Origin of the sequence: Prevotella melaninogenica (assembly GCF_003609775.1) — a bacterium.
In the GTDB taxonomy this organism is placed as follows: Bacteria; Bacteroidota; Bacteroidia; order Bacteroidales; family Bacteroidaceae; genus Prevotella; species Prevotella melaninogenica_A.
Genome location: NZ_AP018049.1, coordinates 1,059,289 through 1,075,729, shown reverse-complemented (window position 1 = coordinate 1,075,729; position 16,441 = coordinate 1,059,289). Strand labels below are relative to the sequence as shown.

Annotated in this window: 15 protein-coding genes; 14 read left to right on the top strand and 1 reads right to left on the bottom strand. The window is 33.4% G+C overall.

Features of this window, described 5'->3' with window-relative positions; all coding sequences use genetic code 11:
* Positions 1-3: 3 nt before the first annotated feature.
* Positions 4-753 carry an outer membrane beta-barrel protein gene (locus tag PMEL_RS04405; RefSeq protein WP_120174140.1) on the bottom strand — a complete coding sequence of 250 codons (750 nt, stop codon included), beginning with the start codon at positions 751-753 and terminating at the stop codon, positions 4-6.
* A gap of 442 nt (positions 754-1,195) precedes the next feature.
* Between PMEL_RS04405 and PMEL_RS04400 the strand changes: the two genes are divergently transcribed.
* The 14 genes from PMEL_RS04400 (at position 1,196) to PMEL_RS04335 (ending at position 16,414) form a co-directional block, all read left to right on the top strand.
* The gene (locus tag PMEL_RS04400) at positions 1,196-2,200 is read left to right on the top strand and encodes an acyltransferase family protein (RefSeq protein ID WP_120174139.1); all 1,005 of its coding nucleotides are present in this window, start codon (positions 1,196-1,198) and stop codon (positions 2,198-2,200) included.
* 505 nt (positions 2,201-2,705) lie between these two features.
* Positions 2,706-3,167 carry a DUF6078 family protein gene (locus tag PMEL_RS04395; RefSeq protein ID WP_120174138.1) on the top strand — a complete coding sequence of 154 codons (462 nt, stop codon included), beginning with the start codon at positions 2,706-2,708 and terminating at the stop codon, positions 3,165-3,167.
* Positions 3,168-3,459: 292 nt separating this feature from the next.
* Positions 3,460-4,995: an MATE family efflux transporter gene (locus PMEL_RS04390; protein WP_120174137.1), complete on the top strand. Its 1,536-nt coding sequence runs from the start codon at positions 3,460-3,462 to the stop codon at positions 4,993-4,995.
* A gap of 55 nt (positions 4,996-5,050) precedes the next feature.
* Positions 5,051-6,097 carry a glycosyltransferase gene (locus PMEL_RS04385; protein WP_120174136.1) on the top strand — a complete coding sequence of 349 codons (1,047 nt, stop codon included), beginning with the start codon at positions 5,051-5,053 and terminating at the stop codon, positions 6,095-6,097.
* A 12-nt stretch (positions 6,098-6,109) separates the two neighbouring features.
* Positions 6,110-7,042, top strand: a complete 933-nt coding sequence (locus PMEL_RS04380) for an alpha-1,2-fucosyltransferase (protein ID WP_145985348.1) — start codon at positions 6,110-6,112, stop codon at positions 7,040-7,042.
* Positions 7,043-7,124: 82 nt separating this feature from the next.
* Positions 7,125-8,144 carry a stealth family protein gene (locus PMEL_RS04375; RefSeq protein WP_120174134.1) on the top strand — a complete coding sequence of 340 codons (1,020 nt, stop codon included), beginning with the start codon at positions 7,125-7,127 and terminating at the stop codon, positions 8,142-8,144.
* Positions 8,145-8,297: 153 nt separating this feature from the next.
* The gene (locus tag PMEL_RS04370; RefSeq protein ID WP_231999360.1) at positions 8,298-8,999 is read left to right on the top strand and encodes a hypothetical protein; all 702 of its coding nucleotides are present in this window, start codon (positions 8,298-8,300) and stop codon (positions 8,997-8,999) included.
* 11 nt (positions 9,000-9,010) lie between these two features.
* Entirely contained in the window at positions 9,011-10,174 is a 1,164-nt protein-coding gene (locus PMEL_RS04365) for an EpsG family protein (RefSeq protein ID WP_120174132.1), read from the top strand.
* A 7-nt stretch (positions 10,175-10,181) separates the two neighbouring features.
* Positions 10,182-11,369 (top strand): glycosyltransferase, encoded by a 1,188-nt coding sequence (locus PMEL_RS04360; protein ID WP_120174131.1) that lies wholly within the window; start codon positions 10,182-10,184, stop codon positions 11,367-11,369.
* Between the two features lie 11 nt (positions 11,370-11,380).
* Entirely contained in the window at positions 11,381-12,268 is an 888-nt protein-coding gene (locus tag PMEL_RS04355; protein ID WP_120174130.1) for a glycosyltransferase family A protein, read from the top strand.
* A 3-nt stretch (positions 12,269-12,271) separates the two neighbouring features.
* Entirely contained in the window at positions 12,272-13,330 is a 1,059-nt protein-coding gene (locus PMEL_RS04350) for a glycosyltransferase (RefSeq protein WP_120174129.1), read from the top strand.
* Between the two features lie 190 nt (positions 13,331-13,520).
* Entirely contained in the window at positions 13,521-14,624 is a 1,104-nt protein-coding gene (locus tag PMEL_RS04345) for a glycosyltransferase family 4 protein (protein ID WP_120174128.1), read from the top strand.
* A gap of 40 nt (positions 14,625-14,664) precedes the next feature.
* Positions 14,665-15,789: a glycosyltransferase family 4 protein gene (locus tag PMEL_RS04340; protein WP_172586746.1), complete on the top strand. Its 1,125-nt coding sequence runs from the start codon at positions 14,665-14,667 to the stop codon at positions 15,787-15,789.
* The gene (locus tag PMEL_RS04335) at positions 15,779-16,414 is read left to right on the top strand and encodes a transcriptional regulator (RefSeq protein ID WP_120174127.1); all 636 of its coding nucleotides are present in this window, start codon (positions 15,779-15,781) and stop codon (positions 16,412-16,414) included. The genes PMEL_RS04340 and PMEL_RS04335 overlap by 11 nt, the downstream gene beginning before the upstream one ends.
* The last annotated feature ends 27 nt before the right edge of the window (positions 16,415-16,441 follow it).

Sequence of the window (16,441 nt, the reverse complement as noted above, 5' to 3'; positions counted from 1 at the left end):
ACATTAAAGCACCTGTATTCTGTAGCCAAGTGTTACTTCCAACATGCTATTGCGAGCATTCTTTAATAAATCCTTTGCTTCAGTGTCTCTTGCTAACTTTCTGAAGTATAGGTTGTAACGCGCCTCTATCTGCCATTGCTTCCATTCGTAACTAACACCAAGAGGAAGTGCGACATCACCACTATGGATATGATTCTTGAGGTTGATATCTTCACCATTTTTCTCTTTAGCATGTGCACTGATAACATATCCAGCGTGTACTCCTGTAGTGAAGCTCCATGGTAAATCAGCCCAAGGGTACCAACGTACTATATAGTTCGTGTTGATATAATGTAAATTGACATTGTATGGACCATATTTTTGTATAATAGGGTTTCCATAGTCGTCTGTGGTGTTGATATTACGATAGATACTTGAACCTCCTTGGTGGCTATACTGCATTTCTACGTCTATGGCAATGTTTTTAGCCACGAAGACTTCAACGTATGCACCAGCAACAAGCCCAGGCTTCACACTGTTATCAAGACCAAGCACGTTAGATAAGTTTAATCCAACTTTTGGAGCTGCGTAGATGTCCCAAATTGTATGCTCACCAGTTGGTTTGGTGTCTTGAACAATAGCCCCCTTAACGTCTTGGTAGCCTTCTTTCACAGCCTCGCCAATACGTTTCGCGGCGTTCTTGTTTATTACCTGAGCCTGTCCGTTTGTTAATGCCCCTACAAGGATGGCAGCAATCAATATAATCTTTTTCATTTTTTAGGATAACTGATTCTGATGCAAAGATAGTGATTTTTCTTCAAACCATTGATATCTTGTGGCTTTTTTCCTTTGTATAAAAGCTAACTATAGGGAATGTACAAGGTTAAAATGACAGGATGTACACAACGAACATATGACGTAACATATGAATGACAGGTTAAGATAGAAGTCATAGTAACAGATGGAGGGAATGTAGATGGTGGGATACAGCCAGAATGACAACGATTGTCTACATAAGCAAAGAGGTTTGAAAATATAAGAACTATATGTTTGCTTTTTTGCAAAAAGACCAAGTTATAGTGATTTCTTTTGAAAAAACAAAATCATCTATTTAGTAAATATTAAGATACATTTGGCTTGTTTTGACTTAATTTATTTGAAGTGTGTTTTGTTTTATTTATATTTGCAAATAATTTTAATAAATAATCAAACAAAGATGAATTCTCAATCAATCCCAAATCAACGTTTACCTTATATTGATATAGTTAAAACAATAGCTTTGATACTTATAGTTTATAGTCATACTGCACATTGCTATGGGCAAGTATATTTAGGTAGTTTTTTTATTGCTGCATTTTTTCTTATGTCTGGATACACATCTAAACCGATTCTATCATGGAAGACGTATATAATGAAACGCACAAGACGATTATTAATCCCGTATTTCTTCTTTAATGTTATATTTATCATTTTATGCAGACACTTTTCATTTTATGATTTTTTAGGTATATTCTATTCTCGTTTTAAGTTTAATATAGTCGGAGAACCTATGCCAGTAATGCTACGAAGTTTAAATGGTCCATTATGGTTCTTCACCGCAATGTTCCTTACAGATATACTATTTATTGGTGTAATTAAAATAATAGATTTGACAAAAAAGAATAAATTGGTTCATTTTTTTATTATTTTTATTTTATTAGTGACAAGTTTTTTACTCAATCAAGTTCCTTTACTTCTCCCATGGAGCCTTGATATGGTACCATTCTTTACTTTATTTATGTATCTAGGTCATTTATGTTTTAGATACAATATGTTTGACTCTTTACAGGGATGGAAAATGATACTTACAGTAATAGTATTAATTGTTGCCTGTAAAGTGAATGGATCAATTAATTTATCTATTAGAGTTTATGGTCAGTCTATCCTGTTATGTTTACTTACAGGAACTATGGGGACATTTCTCTTAGTTTGGATGGGTAAAAGTATTGAAAATACTGCTGTTGGTTGTTTTCTTGCAGCAGTAGGCAAGCATACTTTGACTATTTTCTCATTACAAATGTTTGTTCTTCATTTTGTTAATTCAACAATTTCGTTTGTTGGATATGATGGAACACAAACTACAATTAATATCTTATTAGGGCTTGTTGCGGTTGTTATAGTTTTTGTAATAGGTAAGTTAACGTCAGTAGTTTTAAAACGTTTGGTTCCTTCTGTTTTCTAATATTTGTATGTCAAAACATGAAAAAGCTGTTTTACTTTAGCAATAGCAATATATAGAGTCTTGGGTGGGTATAGAATTTTTTGTTAGTGTGTATAAAGCACTTCCTCTGTCTTTCCTATACCCAGTCTTAGTTTTGCATACATAAAGCTTGTAATTATTCTATGAATATTCTTTCTTTTCTCATTTTTTTTATTTAATTTTGTACCCATAATAAAGGAAATTAGAACTATTAACAGAAAGATTCTGCGAACGAAGCATCTACTGAATTGACCAGCACAGTTTTTGTTGTTTAACTAACGATTGTTACTGTACCACGTCTATTTGTTTTTGTACATTCGTTCTTATGTGGAGGAACCGTGATAGTTGTCAGCCTGCAAGCTATTCATTGTTTGTAGGGAGGAGATGATGTTTTCTTCCTTAACCTCAATTGGTTACCCTGCGTGTTCTTTGTTTTGTTCTCATTTCCTTATCTAATCTAAGAATATCTTAATATTATGATTAACCAATAGAAGTAAACGAATCGCTGAGCTTAGAAACTTTCCCTAAGAGTTATGAAGCTTGCTTTTTGGAATCTTGTTCTGTAAAAGAGAACTGCCTGCATCATTTATATTTCAAACTACAACCATCTACCAATACATGGGGTGAAGCTATTTACCCATCTGCACTCTTACCAGAGAATCTTGTGAATGGTTATTGTAAGAAATTTCAAGATAAAATGCTAATCACTTGTTATGCAGGTTTTACTCATTTCTTTGACGAGGTGCGCCGTAAAGACTTACCCGACCTCCGCAATGAAATATATTCCTACTTTCGAGGACGAAGTAATTTCTATCGTTACGGCAATGCTGAGAATGGCTACCTCTTTACATATCGGATGGCAGAAGAAGTTAAAGCTATATTCAAAAAATATGGCTATGATGCACCTCGATATGACAGAACATTTGAGTCATTATCTTTTCACGAATAAAAATAGACTCAGTTAAATTATAAAAGTATTTTAATTCATTCATAGTAAATCATTATTTATCTTTGTCCGACAGTTTCGTACGCTCTGTCCGAAGCCTTCGGACAATGTGTCCGATTACTCCTGGAATATTAAAAAGTGCTCTTTAGGGATGAGCAAACATAGCCCTTATAAATGGAGTAAAGTGTTATTTTTGAAATTAGATTTACAGAACAAGAGAGATTTAAAAGTGTTTTCTATAATGGAATAACAGGTTTAAGAAATTCTTCTTATACTTAAGTATGTTCTTAACTATATGTCAGAAACAATTTCTTCAAATAAAACAATTGCAAAAAATACGCTACTTACATATGTAAGAATGCTATTTAATCTTGTTGTATCTCTTTATACGTCGCGTGTAATTCTTCAAGTATTAGGAGTTGATGATCTCGGTACGTATCAGGTCGTAGGTGGTATAGTCTCTATTTTTACTTTTATTGGTGGAGCAATGGCTGGTGCTACATCTCGTTTTCTTGCATACGAAATACCTTTAGGAAATTTAGAACGTTTAAAAAAGACCTTTTCTGCTTCTCTGAATGTTAATATAGTCTCTGCTTTCCTTTTTGCTCTTGTAGCAGAAACTGCTGGCGTTTGGCTGGTTTTAAATGTGTTGTCAATTCCACCCGGACGTGAAGGTGCTGCAATGATAGTATATCAGTTTTCAATTCTTTCTACAGTTTTGACTTTTATACAGACTCCATACAATGCAGCTCTTATTGCACATGAAAAAATTACTGTTTTTGCATATATAGGGATACTTGATACTCTTTTAAAGTTGTTAATTTGTTTTCTTGTAGTAGTTCTACCAATGGACAAGTTAGTAGCTTATGCCATACTGATTTCATTAACAGGAGCTATTATTCAGTTTATATATTGGGTATATTGTAAGCGTCATTTTAAAGAGTGTGTTTTCTCTTGGAAGATTGACAAAGAGATTATGAAGCCTTTATTGACTTTCTCTGGATGGGATTTGTTTAATAACTTTTGTTTTGGAATAAAACAGCAGGGATTAAATATTTTGCTTAATACTTTTTTCTCTGTTGCTATAAATGCAGCTTGTGGTTTTTCAAATACAATCTATGCAACAGTACGTGGCTTTGCTAATAATTTTATGATTTCAGTTAGGCCAGTTATCACAAAATGCTATTCCATTAAGGATTATGGAAGAATGCAAGAACTGATAATTGATAGTTCTAACTTCTCTTTCTCTTTGATGCTTCTGTTATCAATGCCATTCTTTTTTGAGGGGGATTTTATAGTAACATTATGGCTTAAGAATCCACCAGAATGGACTGTTATATTTTGTCAATTACAATTAGCTACTTGTATTATAGGAGTGTTGTATTCACCTGTATATTATGGTATAGTTGCAACTGGGAGAAATAAGCTTTATGCTATACAGGATAGTATATTGATGGTGTTATCATTACCTATAACTTATGTATTTCTTAAAGCAGGGTACAGTCCTTTGATTCCGTTTATAGTTCTAATTGTTATTGAATTAATTAAATCAAACCTCTACGTTTTTATATTAAAGAAGAATATTCCTGAGTATAAAATATCTAACTTTTATAAGAAGAGTGCTTTGCCGTGTTTTATGATGGCATTATTATGTATGTCCTTGACATTGCTCTGCAGTTTATTGTTTAAGCAAAGTGGATGGTTACGATTTATAGTTGTAAGTTTATCATCAACTTTTTCAATAAGTATTTTGTCTTATTATTTCTTGTTGAATACGCATTATAAGCAAAAAATTCGTAAAAAAATCCGTTCTATTTTCTTTTCTAATTAGATGAATGTGACTATTTTATTTAAAACTACTGTAAATAATCAAATTATAGGTAAGAATGGATGAACTATTACTTTCAGTGATTGTGCCAGTTTATAATGGTGGATACTATCTCTCTAAACTTATTGAAAGTATTATCAGTAAGAATAATGAACTTATTGACAAGATTGAAATTATACTTGTTAATGATGGGTCAACCGATGATAGCTGGGAATATTGTGAGAAATTTGCTGGGGAAATAAAGCAGGTTAGATGTATTTCAAAAGAAAATGGAGGAATAGCTTCTGCAAGAAATTATGGACTAAAATATGCTACAGGGCAATTTATAACATTTTGTGATCAAGATGATTTTGTTCAGAAAGCATATATGCCATTTATAGAAGTAATGCAAAAAAATAATTGCGACACATTAATCAGTGATGTTACAGTCTGCCAAGATGGACAATTAAAGAAACAAAATAGAATTGTTTTAGATGAAGTCTGTGATTTAAATGCTATCAATAGTTTAGTTAGATTTTATATTGGAGGACGAAAATTCCCTTTGAAGTATCCTTTACAACAAGAAGTTAATGTTCCTAATTCTATTTGGAATTGTATCTTTTCTTCTCATGTTATAAAGGAAAATAATATCTACTTTGAAGCTTTTGTAGATTATGATGATGATTGGAAGTTTTGCGTAGAAAATGTATTATATTCTAAAAAGGTTTATTTAACAAAAGAGTCTTTTTATATATGGACAGTTAATAGTTCCTCTGAATCACATACTCCCAAATATATTCCAGAATTATATGAAAGAAGGCAACGTTCTATAGAATGGCAAACGCGGATTCTGAGAGGTATAAATGTTCCTGAAGAAGAAATTAAAATCAATATAAGTCTTCAAACAAAACGTTCTGTGATATGGGGTTTTTATAATTCCTTTACATTATCGTATCTGAGATGTAAAAAAGAGACATCTGAATTTATACAACGGAGTAATTTAGATAATATTTATAGTCAGTGTGAATCTATGGTTGATGTCCTTTATATTTTCTTACTGATTAATCATTTGTTTCCTATTGCTTATTTTATAAATAAATATTTTCTTAAAAGGAGATACCATTAAAATTTTAAGATTGTGATTGCTAATTATTTTTCAGGTCGGACAGGTAATCAAATGTTCCAATATGCTTTTATGCGAAAATTATGGGAGCAACGGAATAAGAAAGAAAAAATTATTTTTAATTTCTCTTTGGTCAATCAAAGAAACGATGAGAAAGGATATAAAGATACTTTTGAAGATTTCTCTGTTCTCCCTTATTCTACAGATAATAGAAATTTAATACTGAATTATGGAACATTTTTTCAGTTAATGACATTTTTGATTTATAGATTTTGTAGAATATTTTTTAATAAGAATGGATTCTGGTTTTCGATATTTCGGAAGATTGGTCTTTTATACTCTGAGTATTGGGAAAATGACCCTTTAGCTTACAATGTAAGTTCTAAGAATTTAATTATTTATGGTAAATTTGAGAATTCGCTCTTTTTTAATGATATACGTCCTATTCTTCAAAGAGAGTTCACTCCTAAACATGAAATCTTAGATTCAAATCGTGAGCTTTATGATATTATAAAAAAAAGTAATTCAGTGTGTGTACATATAAGGAGGGGAGATTTTTTAAGTGATGAGTTTAGAAAAGATTTTTATGTTTGCGATGAGAAGTACTATATAGATGCTGTAAATTTAATTTTAGAGAAGGTTGATAATCCTATTTTCTTCTTTTGTTCGAATGATATAGACTGGGTTAAAAAGAATATTCATGTCGATGCCCCCTGTTTTTACGAACCTGATGGAAATCCTTTATGGGAAACTTTTAGAATGATGTATTCTTGTAAACATTTTATTATTTCTAATAGTACATTAAGCTGGTGGGCACAATATCTTGCAGAAAATAAGGAGAAGATTGTAATCTCTCCAGACCATTGGTATAATAATCCAAAGAAAGATATTCATGCTCGTTTGCTTGAAGATCATTTTATAAAACTTCCAACAGAACATCATACATGATCCTATTATCAATTAATTTAATCTGTACTAATTATATATAGGTAAGCTAAAATACTCAATATATATATTGTTTGAAGTTGTGATGAATATTGATTTTATTATTTTCTGGGTTGACGGTTCTGATATTGAATGGCAGAAGAAGAAATCGCTTTATAAAGGTACCCCTTTTCAGAATGCTGATGTAAGATATCGAGATTGGGATATTCTGAAGTATTGGTTTAGAGCCGTAGAGGAATATGCTCCATGGGTAAATCATGTATATTTTGTGGCAGATAGCCAGAAGCCTGAATGGCTGAATTGGAATAATCCTAAATTGTCTTATGTAGATCATAAGGACTTTATTCCTAATGAATTTCTTCCAACTTTTCAGGCAAACACTATCGAAAATAATCTTCACCGGATATCAGGGTTAAGTGAACATTTTGTAGTATTCAACGATGATATGTTTATTAATGCCCCTATAACTCCTGAATATTATTTTAAAAATGGATTACCTTGTGATGCGCCATTTGAACATGTGTTCACTCCACGATGTTATTTTCCAGAGATTGATGGTTGGGGAATAAATATAATGGAGTTTTGTGACACTCAGGTTGTTAATGCTCATTTTAATAGGCGAGAGGTAACTAAAGCTAATCTAAAAGGGTGGTATGGAAGCTATCTGGGATGGAAGTATCGCTTACAAGCCTATCTGATACGTCTTTTTAGACGAACTGAATTTCAACATTTTTATACTCCTCACAATGAAAAAGCATTTTTAAAATCAGTATATGAAGAGGCGTGGAGTAAAGAGGAAGATATGTTGGCTAAAAGTTGTACAAAGTTTCGTGAAGAAGTTAGTCTGAATAATTATTTTTTCCGTTATTGGCAGCTTGCATCAAATAAGTTTTACCCAGAGAATAGTATTATGCAGAAGCAGGTTGTGCAGTTAGCTACATCTGCCTTATCTCTTTTAGAAGCTAAATTAAATGACACTAATGTAAAATCACTCTGCGTAAATGATTCTTCACTTTGCGATTTTGATGATTATATGCGAACAAAGCCATTAGTCATAAATCTGTTTGAACAGAAATTTCCTTGTAAATCTTCATTCGAGTTATAATATTTATTTTATATTGTGATTTTTAGCTATTAAATAAATAATAAAATGAGATATTCAATTATTGTAAATACATGTGATTCGTATTCGGATTGCTGGGAACCTTTTTTCAAGTTATTTTCTGTATTTTGGAAAGACTGTAAAGGAAAAGTCTTCTTGAACACAGAATATAAAGGTTACTCTTTCCCTGGTTTAAATATAACGCCAACAAAGGTCTGTGAGAAGCGTAATTTCCCAAAAGATAAGAGAATGCCATGGTCCTTATGTCTGAAAGACGCTATAATGCAGACAGATACGGATATTGTTTTGTATATGCAAGAGGATTACTTTTTAAAATCTCCAGTACAGAACCAATTGGTTGAAGATTTTGTACACTTTATGGAGGAGCATCCAGAAGTAAAGTGTCTTCATGTATTGAATTGGCAAGGATATGGTACAGAAGAGTCACCCTATAAAGGGTTCAAACAAATTCCGGTTGGACATCCCTATCGTATGAGTTGCCAGGCTGCTTTATGGAGAAAGGAAGAGCTTTTAGAGATACTTGCTGATAATGAAAGTGGGTGGGATACTGAAAAGTTTGCTTCTCGTCGTTCATCAAGATTAGGTCATATATACTTGGCTGTAGATCCAACTTGGATTATTGAAGATTGCTATGAGGTTATTCCTTATATCTATACGGGAATAGAAGGAGGAAAATGGGATCGTAGTAATATTTACAAGATGGACTGTTTATTTAGAAAGTATGGTATAGAAGTCGATTTCCAGCAAAGAGGAATATCTAAGCCAGTTCCTTTCTTTAAGCGTGTAAAGAATCGTCTTCGTATATGGAAGCGTGAGTTTGATATGAGAAATGTATAAAATATTTTTTCATGGGAATCTATTTTTTAGTATTTGCTGTTTGCCTGTTGTATTTTTTAGTAGCAGGAGGAAATAAAAAAATGGCTAAAGACAATCGTCTTTTAGCTATTTTCTTTCTTTATTTAGCTCTATTTGTTGGGCTTGGTGATATGATTGGCGGCTATGACCGATATATTTATGGTGAGGCTTTTGATTATATTGCAGATATTACTTGGGGAGATAAAAATTATGCTAATGCCATTTATCTTGTAAATGGAAATGAATATGGATATTTTGCTTGGCAGATATTGATGAGTTTTATAACGACTAATCGATATGTTTTTATACTATTTACAACAGTCTTGATTTATGCCCTATTTTATAGGTCATTTGTCAAATATATAGATAACTACCCCTTTGCTTGTATTGTTTTCTTAGGAATGATGTTTTTCTTTACGATGACATACTTAAGACAAATGATAGCTATCGGTGTTGCTTGGCAAGGGATAGAACATATTTGGAAAAGAAATATGGTAAGATTCTTTATATATGTCACTCTTGCAGCAACATTCCATACAGCTGTTCTTATATTTGGAATAATCTATTTTATACCATTGAAGAAGTATTCAAAAAAAAGTATTTTATGGGTATTAATTGCTTGTCTTTTAATAGGTCTTACTCCAATTCCTAATATGCTGCTTGCTAGTGCTGGAGATACAACAGGTAAAACGGGTGGCTATACAGATCAAGACCAAGGATTTAGAATAGAATACGTACTTGAGGTTATGTTCTTTATTTTTATAATCTTTAAAAATCATAAATATATTAGTGATGATAAAAAGACATTGACCTTCTTAAATATGTGCTATGTTTTGTGTGCAATTCTTTTTGTCTTTATGCGTTTTGGACAAGGTGGGCGTTTTGCATGGTCATTTTTCTTAGGTCTTTTTTATATGCTGCCAAAGTTGCTATGTCAGAGGAGAATATCTTCTGTGAATAGAGGTTTGGTTGTCTGTGTTTTCTTTGCTCTATTTGTACGTATTAATAATGCATGGGCTCCAATGCAAGTTCCTTATAAAACATTTTTGACCAATGGAGTTCCTGCAGGTAATGGTAATATATATAATAAGTATGAATACGATGATAATTATACCATCAATAAGTTATATAGACCTGCATTCACATTTCTAAAGTAGTTTGTTTATGCGTGAAAAAATATTATTTATAATAGGAATATTAGACACAGGTGGCGTATCAAAAAGTATGCTGAGCCTTTTAAATGTTATAGATAAGGAGAAGTACGAGGTCTCTCTTCTTATGATGAACACTTCAGGGGCTTTTAGTGATCAGATTCCTGCAGGAGTAAGGGTACTCTCTCATAGCAGACTTACAGCATTAACATCTGGCTTTAGTGGGGTTAAGGATTTAATTAGTTTCCGAAAGGGAATTGGCTTTCATCCTTTGTTAGCAATTTTGTCGTTGATTAGATTTGTTGTATCGTTTATTGATAAATCCTTAGCAGGTATTTTTCTTGCACGTATATCTCCAAAGATAACTGATGAATATTTTAATCTAATAGTTGATTATAATGGCCAACAAAATTTATATTATATGGTCAACAAGTTACAAGGGAAAAAGAAAATAACCTTCTTTCATAGTGATTACCGTAAATGGAGATACTACGAGAAGGCTGACAGAAAGTACTTTGGAAAGATTGATGGGATATATACCATATCGGAAGAATGTGTTTCTGCTCTTAAAGAGGTTTTTCCTGAGCATACAGATAAGATTCATCTCATGGAGAATATAACAAGTCCTTTTCTTATTAATAAATTAGCAGATGAACTTATAGAGCCAACTTTAACAAAGCAACAGCATGATTTTATAATAGCTTCTTTGGGATACGTAAGTATTGGGAAAGGAAGTGAGCTTGCAGTACAGGTGGCAAAGAAACTAAAAGAGGCAGGAATAAGTTTTGAATGGTGGTTTATAGGAGGTGTTACGAATGACTGGGATTATCAAGGGTTCATTAAGAAAAATGGATTGGAAGATAATGTAAAATTCTTAGGAGTGAAAGCCAATCCTTACCCATATATAAAACATGCAGACCTTTATGTTCATTTATCAAAGTTTGAGGGTAAGTCCATTGCACTTGATGAAGTAAAAATTCTCTGTAAACCTATTGTGGTTACCAACTTTTCTACCGTCCATGATCAATTTGAAGATAGGGTTAATGCAAGTATATGTGGAATGACAGTTGAAGATGCAACAGACAAGGTTACTGAGTTGATACATAATGCGAACTTGAGACAATCGTATATAGATTATCTCAAACAACATGTAGTTGATAATAGTAATGAGATAGAAAAAATATACTCCTTACTATCATAAATAATACGTATATGTCATTTATATCTATCCTAACTCCAACATATAATAGAGGAAAACTACTTTTATCTCTTTATGATAGCTTAAAAAATCTCACGTTTAAAGATTTTGAATGGTTGATAGTTGATGATGGTTCTGAAGATGATACGGAGCAGTATGCGTTATCTTGGATAGAACATAATATTGAGAATGCGGAATTTCCTATTCGTTATATAAAAAAAAGTAATGGAGGAAAGCATACCGCAATCAATAGAGGTGTGCGAGAAGCGAGTGGAGAGTTAATTTTAATACTCGATAGTGATGATACATTACCAGTAGACTCCTTAGTAACAATCGCACAGTATTATGAGCAGTGTAAAGGTTATAAGGACTGTGCTGGGGTTTGTGGGTTGATGGCACATCATGATGGACAATTAATAGGCTCAGGTTTTCCAAAAGACCCTATGTATGAAAGTGCATTGCAGTTTCGCTATGCAGAGATGGGTAATGTTACTGGTGATTTATTAGAGGTTTATAAAACCTCTGTCATGAGAGAGTTCCCTTTTCCTGAGATAGAAAATGAGAAGTTCTGCCCAGAATCTTTAGTTTGGAATCGAATCGCTAATAAGTATAAGCTGTTCTGTTTTAATAAGATTGTCTATTACAGAGATTATTTGGAGGGTGGTCTTACAAGTAAAATTGTAAGAATAAGGATGAATAGCCCTATCGCGTCTACAATGACCTATGCAGAGATGTTAGACTATGATATTTTATTAAAATGGAAGATACGGTCAGCTATTAACTATTGGAGATTTAGATATTGTATTAAGAATAAAGCCTTAAAGGCACCAGATGTGAAGTGGTATTGGAGACTGTTTCAGATAATAGGCTTGTTAATGCACTTAAAGGATAATAGAAAGTAAGATATGAAACAGATAATCTTAGATCCACGTTTGAAGTATAATTACGCTTCTTGGTATTTGTTAGGAATAAAAAGACTTTTAAAGGGTTGGAAGATAGTTTATGATGTAAGTCCCTTCAAAGGTATTAAGTATGAGAATACTGCTGATTATAATAGTGGATTTGCTTTTATTATTTGTAGCAACGGTCAGGAAAAGAAAGTCTTTGTTGATACCGAAGATGTAGCCAAGATTTTTGAAGACAGATATGAGTGGTGTGATGTCTATGGAATGGTAAACCCAACAACAGAGCAGGTTACGGAGTATGATAAGTTGATTGCAATTGGACCAGAGTTTGGTGTAACGCTCGGTAGTCGTTTCTCAACTATTATTCGTTGTTTAAGACTATTTCTCAAAGGGTGTAAGTACTCAAATATTTCCTTCAAAGGCTATCTCTGCGATTATCTTTATACGAATATTCGTCGTCGCCCTATAGAGGCTTATGAATGTGAAACGAAAGTTCGTCATAATTATATTTTTCATGCCTCTACATTATGGTATAATAAATTTGCAGCAACGGATACCAATATGTATCGTGGCGAATTTTTGAAAGCATGTAAGAAAGCTGGAATTAATATAGAGGGCGGATTATTTTATGTAAATAGTGACTCTGTACTACAGGAAATGCCTGATTATCCTAAATATAAGGAGGAATATAAAGACTTTATTTATGAGAGTCGACTCTCTATGGATGATTATATTAGAAAGACAAAAGAGAGCGTTGTCGTTTTTAATACACCAAGTGTATGTGAATGTCATGGATGGAAACTTGCAGAATATCTTTGTATGGGGAAAGCAATTATCTCCACACCTTTAACACGAGAGATGCCTGCTACGCTGGAACATGGGAAGCATGTACATTTTGTAAATTCAGTAGATGAGATATATGATGCTGTAGTAAAGATTAATTCTGATGAACATTATCGCATGCAGTTACAAGAAGGAGCAAGACAGTATTATGAGAAGTGGATTGCTCCAGAGATTGTTATTCAACGGTTATTAAAAAAGGTTGGTGAACAGCCTTGAATCTGAAACGTAATTCAGTTTTGCTGTCATTCTTGTCATTTGAATAGAGAGTATAATCTGTTAGATATCATTTGTTTATGATGAAATGTTAAAAGTGACAGCAAATAGATTTTCAAATTTCTTGTTGGATTCTTATTTAGAATACGAGCAAAACAGATTTGTGTATTTGGTAAATTAAAGAAACAGGATAATGAGAATATTACAAGTCATAACATCTTTGGATATGGGTGGGGCTGAAACGTTGGTGGTTAATTTGATACCAAGGTTACAGGCTTTGGGAAATACGGTGGATTTATGTATCTTTAATGGTAAAGAGACACCATTGACCCATAGATTGAAGAAGGAGAGTCCACAAACAAAGATATATGCGTTAGGACATGGGGTTTATAACCCATTACATATTTATAAACTGGTAAAGATTATGAAGAATTATGATATTATTCATACGCATAATTCTTCACCGCAACTATTTGTAGCTATTGCCAACTTATTTTGTTCTCAAAAGCTGGTCTCTACGGAGCATACAACTTCTAATCGTAAACGTGATTGGAAATGGTATGCACCAATTGAGAGTTGGATGTATGGACAGTATAATCATGTTATCTGTATAAGTCAGATTGCTGAAGAAAAATTGCGAGAATACATGGGAGGTGCTTGGTTGGATAAGGTCAATCCCAAGTATAAGCAAATCTCAACCATTAATAATGGTGTAGATGTTAAAGCTATCAGTAATGCTACTCCTGATAATGATTTGTTATTGTTGAAGGGAAAAAGGAAGGCTGCTTTGATGGTTGCTGGGTTTCGAGATGCAAAAGATCAGGATACGGTTGTTAAAGCCTTAGGATTACTCAATAACAGTGACTTTGAGGTTTGGTTTGCTGGTGTTGGTATACGTCAAGAAATTGTTAAGCAGTTAGCAGATTCACTTGGTGTAAGTGAGCGAGTTAGATTCTTAGGCTTACGTACTGATATTCCAAATGTTCTGAGAGCTGCGGATGTTATCGTGATGTCTTCTCATTGGGAAGGGTTAAGTCTTAGCAATGTAGAGGGAATGAGCGCACATAAGCCTTTTATAGCCTCTGATGTTAATGGTTTGAAAGAAGTTACTAAGGGATATGGTATTCTTTTCCCACATGAGAATGCAAAGGCATTGGCAGAAGAAATTAACCGATTAGCAAGTAATGAAACTTATTATAACGAGATTGCAGAACGCTGTTATAATAGAGCCTTGGAGTTTGATATCAGTAATACAGTACGTGGTTATGCTGATGTCTATAAAAATATCTTTAATTAATATCATCAAGTTTTCTTCTTGATAAATAGATTTTTATAATTTGAAAGATATTCAAAAAAAGAAATTAATTCGCGTTACAACTGCGGACATCTCTTTAAATAGTTTGCTAAAAGGGCAGCTGAAGTTTTTGAACCAATACTTTGAGGTTATTGGTGTTGCAAAAGATACAGGTGTTCTGAAGGAAGTTAGTGAACGAGAGGGAATCCGTGTTGTGGATGCTCCGTTAGAACGTCCTATAAGTTTAGTGAAAGATATAAAGGGCTTGTGGTTCTTGTATCGTCTGTTCCGTAAGGAGAAGCCATGGTGTGTACATGCTAATACTCCTAAGGGAAGTCTTTTGGCAATGATAGCTGCATGGTTTGCATGCGTTCCGCATAGAGTTTATACCGTCACAGGCTTACGTTATCAGGGAGCTCATGGCTTTTTAAGAACGATTCTTAAGACGATGGAGCGCTTGTCATGTCTTTTTGCTACAAATGTTATTCCAGAAGGACAAGGGGTGTTACATGCTTTGCAAGAGGATAGCATTACTAAGAAGCCGTTACGTGTGATTTGGAATGGAAATATTAATGGCATTGATACTGAGTTCTTCACTCCTGTAGAGAATACTCAAGAAAAGTCTGATTCTTTTACCTTCGTTTTTATAGGAAGAATGGTTAAGGATAAAGGAATGCACGAACTAACGGAGTGTATGCGACAACTTAATTGTCGGTTAATATTGGTTGGAACATTTGAAGAGGAGGATGCCGTTTCTGCTTCTGATAAAGAGTTTTTGACAACTTCTGAGAAGGTGAAGTTTGTCGGCTGGCAAAGTGATGTTCGTCCTTTCTTGGCTCAAGCTGATGCCCTTGTTTTCCCAAGTTATCGTGAGGGATTTCCAAATGTTCCAATGCAAGCAGGTGCTATGGGCTTACCATGTATTGTTACGAATATTAATGGTTGCAATGAAATCATTAAAGACGGTTTGAATGGTAAAATTATTGCAGCTCCTCTTAAGGAAGGGTCTGAGGTTATGCAGCAGGCTTTGTTTAATACCATGAAATGGTTTATTGAGCATCCAGAAGAGGCTAAGCGTATGGGACGTAATGCTCGTCCAATGATACGTGAAAGGTATGAACAGAAGGATATTTGGAAGGCTTTAAAAGAGTTTTACGATGCTTTATAAAATAGCACATATCTTACGTGACAAGTTACCTTGGATTTGGGATGTCATAGGCATCATAAATTCTTTCCTTTTTGGATTAAGGTATGACGGTAAAATGACGCAAGTTCAGAACATTCTTACTCATTTTACTAAGACAACAGAAGAGGATGACAATACGCTTTTATATAAGATAGAGGTCCTTTGTAAGGATAATCTTTCTTTGTTGGCAAAGATGTTTGCAGAACAGCCTGCGTCTGCTTTTGATTTCTTTAAGCCTCATGGTTTCGATGAATTGTCATTAAACAAGTTAGCAAAGGATAAAAGTTTTCTTGCTTATATTGTTGTTGCAGAAGGAAATGCTCAGCAAAAAGTATGTGTTGGATATTTTTTCCAACGTAGTTTCTTTTGGGGGAAATCCTTTCGTGGGTATATGACAGATTATCGTTGGCAACGTCGTGGAATCAATAAAATGATGAATCTATGTGCGACAGAGATATCTTCATTGTTAGGTCTCCGAGTGTTTGGTACAATTGCACCGGATAATATTGCTTCTATGAAATCTGCTCAGACTGCTAATGATATTCATATTGTTGAAACATTACCTAATGGAGATTACTATGTAGAGTACAGACCTAAAAAGGATTAATCTGTAAGGTTATTCTTTTGGGATTCT

Bases quoted from the DNA above. Each gene is read 5' to 3' on its own strand.
- PMEL_RS04400 (WP_120174139.1), top strand. From the start codon at position 1,196: ATGAATTCTCAATCAATCCCAAATCAACGTTTACCTTATATTGATATA.
- PMEL_RS04365 (WP_120174132.1), top strand. From the start codon at position 9,011: ATGGGAATCTATTTTTTAGTATTTGCTGTTTGCCTGTTGTATTTTTTA.
- PMEL_RS04345 (WP_120174128.1), top strand. From the start codon at position 13,521: ATGAGAATATTACAAGTCATAACATCTTTGGATATGGGTGGGGCTGAA.
- PMEL_RS04360 (WP_120174131.1), top strand. From the start codon at position 10,182: ATGCGTGAAAAAATATTATTTATAATAGGAATATTAGACACAGGTGGC.
- PMEL_RS04355 (WP_120174130.1), top strand. From the start codon at position 11,381: ATGTCATTTATATCTATCCTAACTCCAACATATAATAGAGGAAAACTA.
- PMEL_RS04390 (WP_120174137.1), top strand. From the start codon at position 3,460: ATGTCAGAAACAATTTCTTCAAATAAAACAATTGCAAAAAATACGCTA.
- PMEL_RS04405 (WP_120174140.1), bottom strand. From the start codon at position 753: ATGAAAAAGATTATATTGATTGCTGCCATCCTTGTAGGGGCATTAACA.
- PMEL_RS04385 (WP_120174136.1), top strand. From the start codon at position 5,051: ATGGATGAACTATTACTTTCAGTGATTGTGCCAGTTTATAATGGTGGA.
- PMEL_RS04375 (WP_120174134.1), top strand. From the start codon at position 7,125: ATGAATATTGATTTTATTATTTTCTGGGTTGACGGTTCTGATATTGAA.
- PMEL_RS04335 (WP_120174127.1), top strand. From the start codon at position 15,779: ATGCTTTATAAAATAGCACATATCTTACGTGACAAGTTACCTTGGATT.
- PMEL_RS04350 (WP_120174129.1), top strand. From the start codon at position 12,272: ATGAAACAGATAATCTTAGATCCACGTTTGAAGTATAATTACGCTTCT.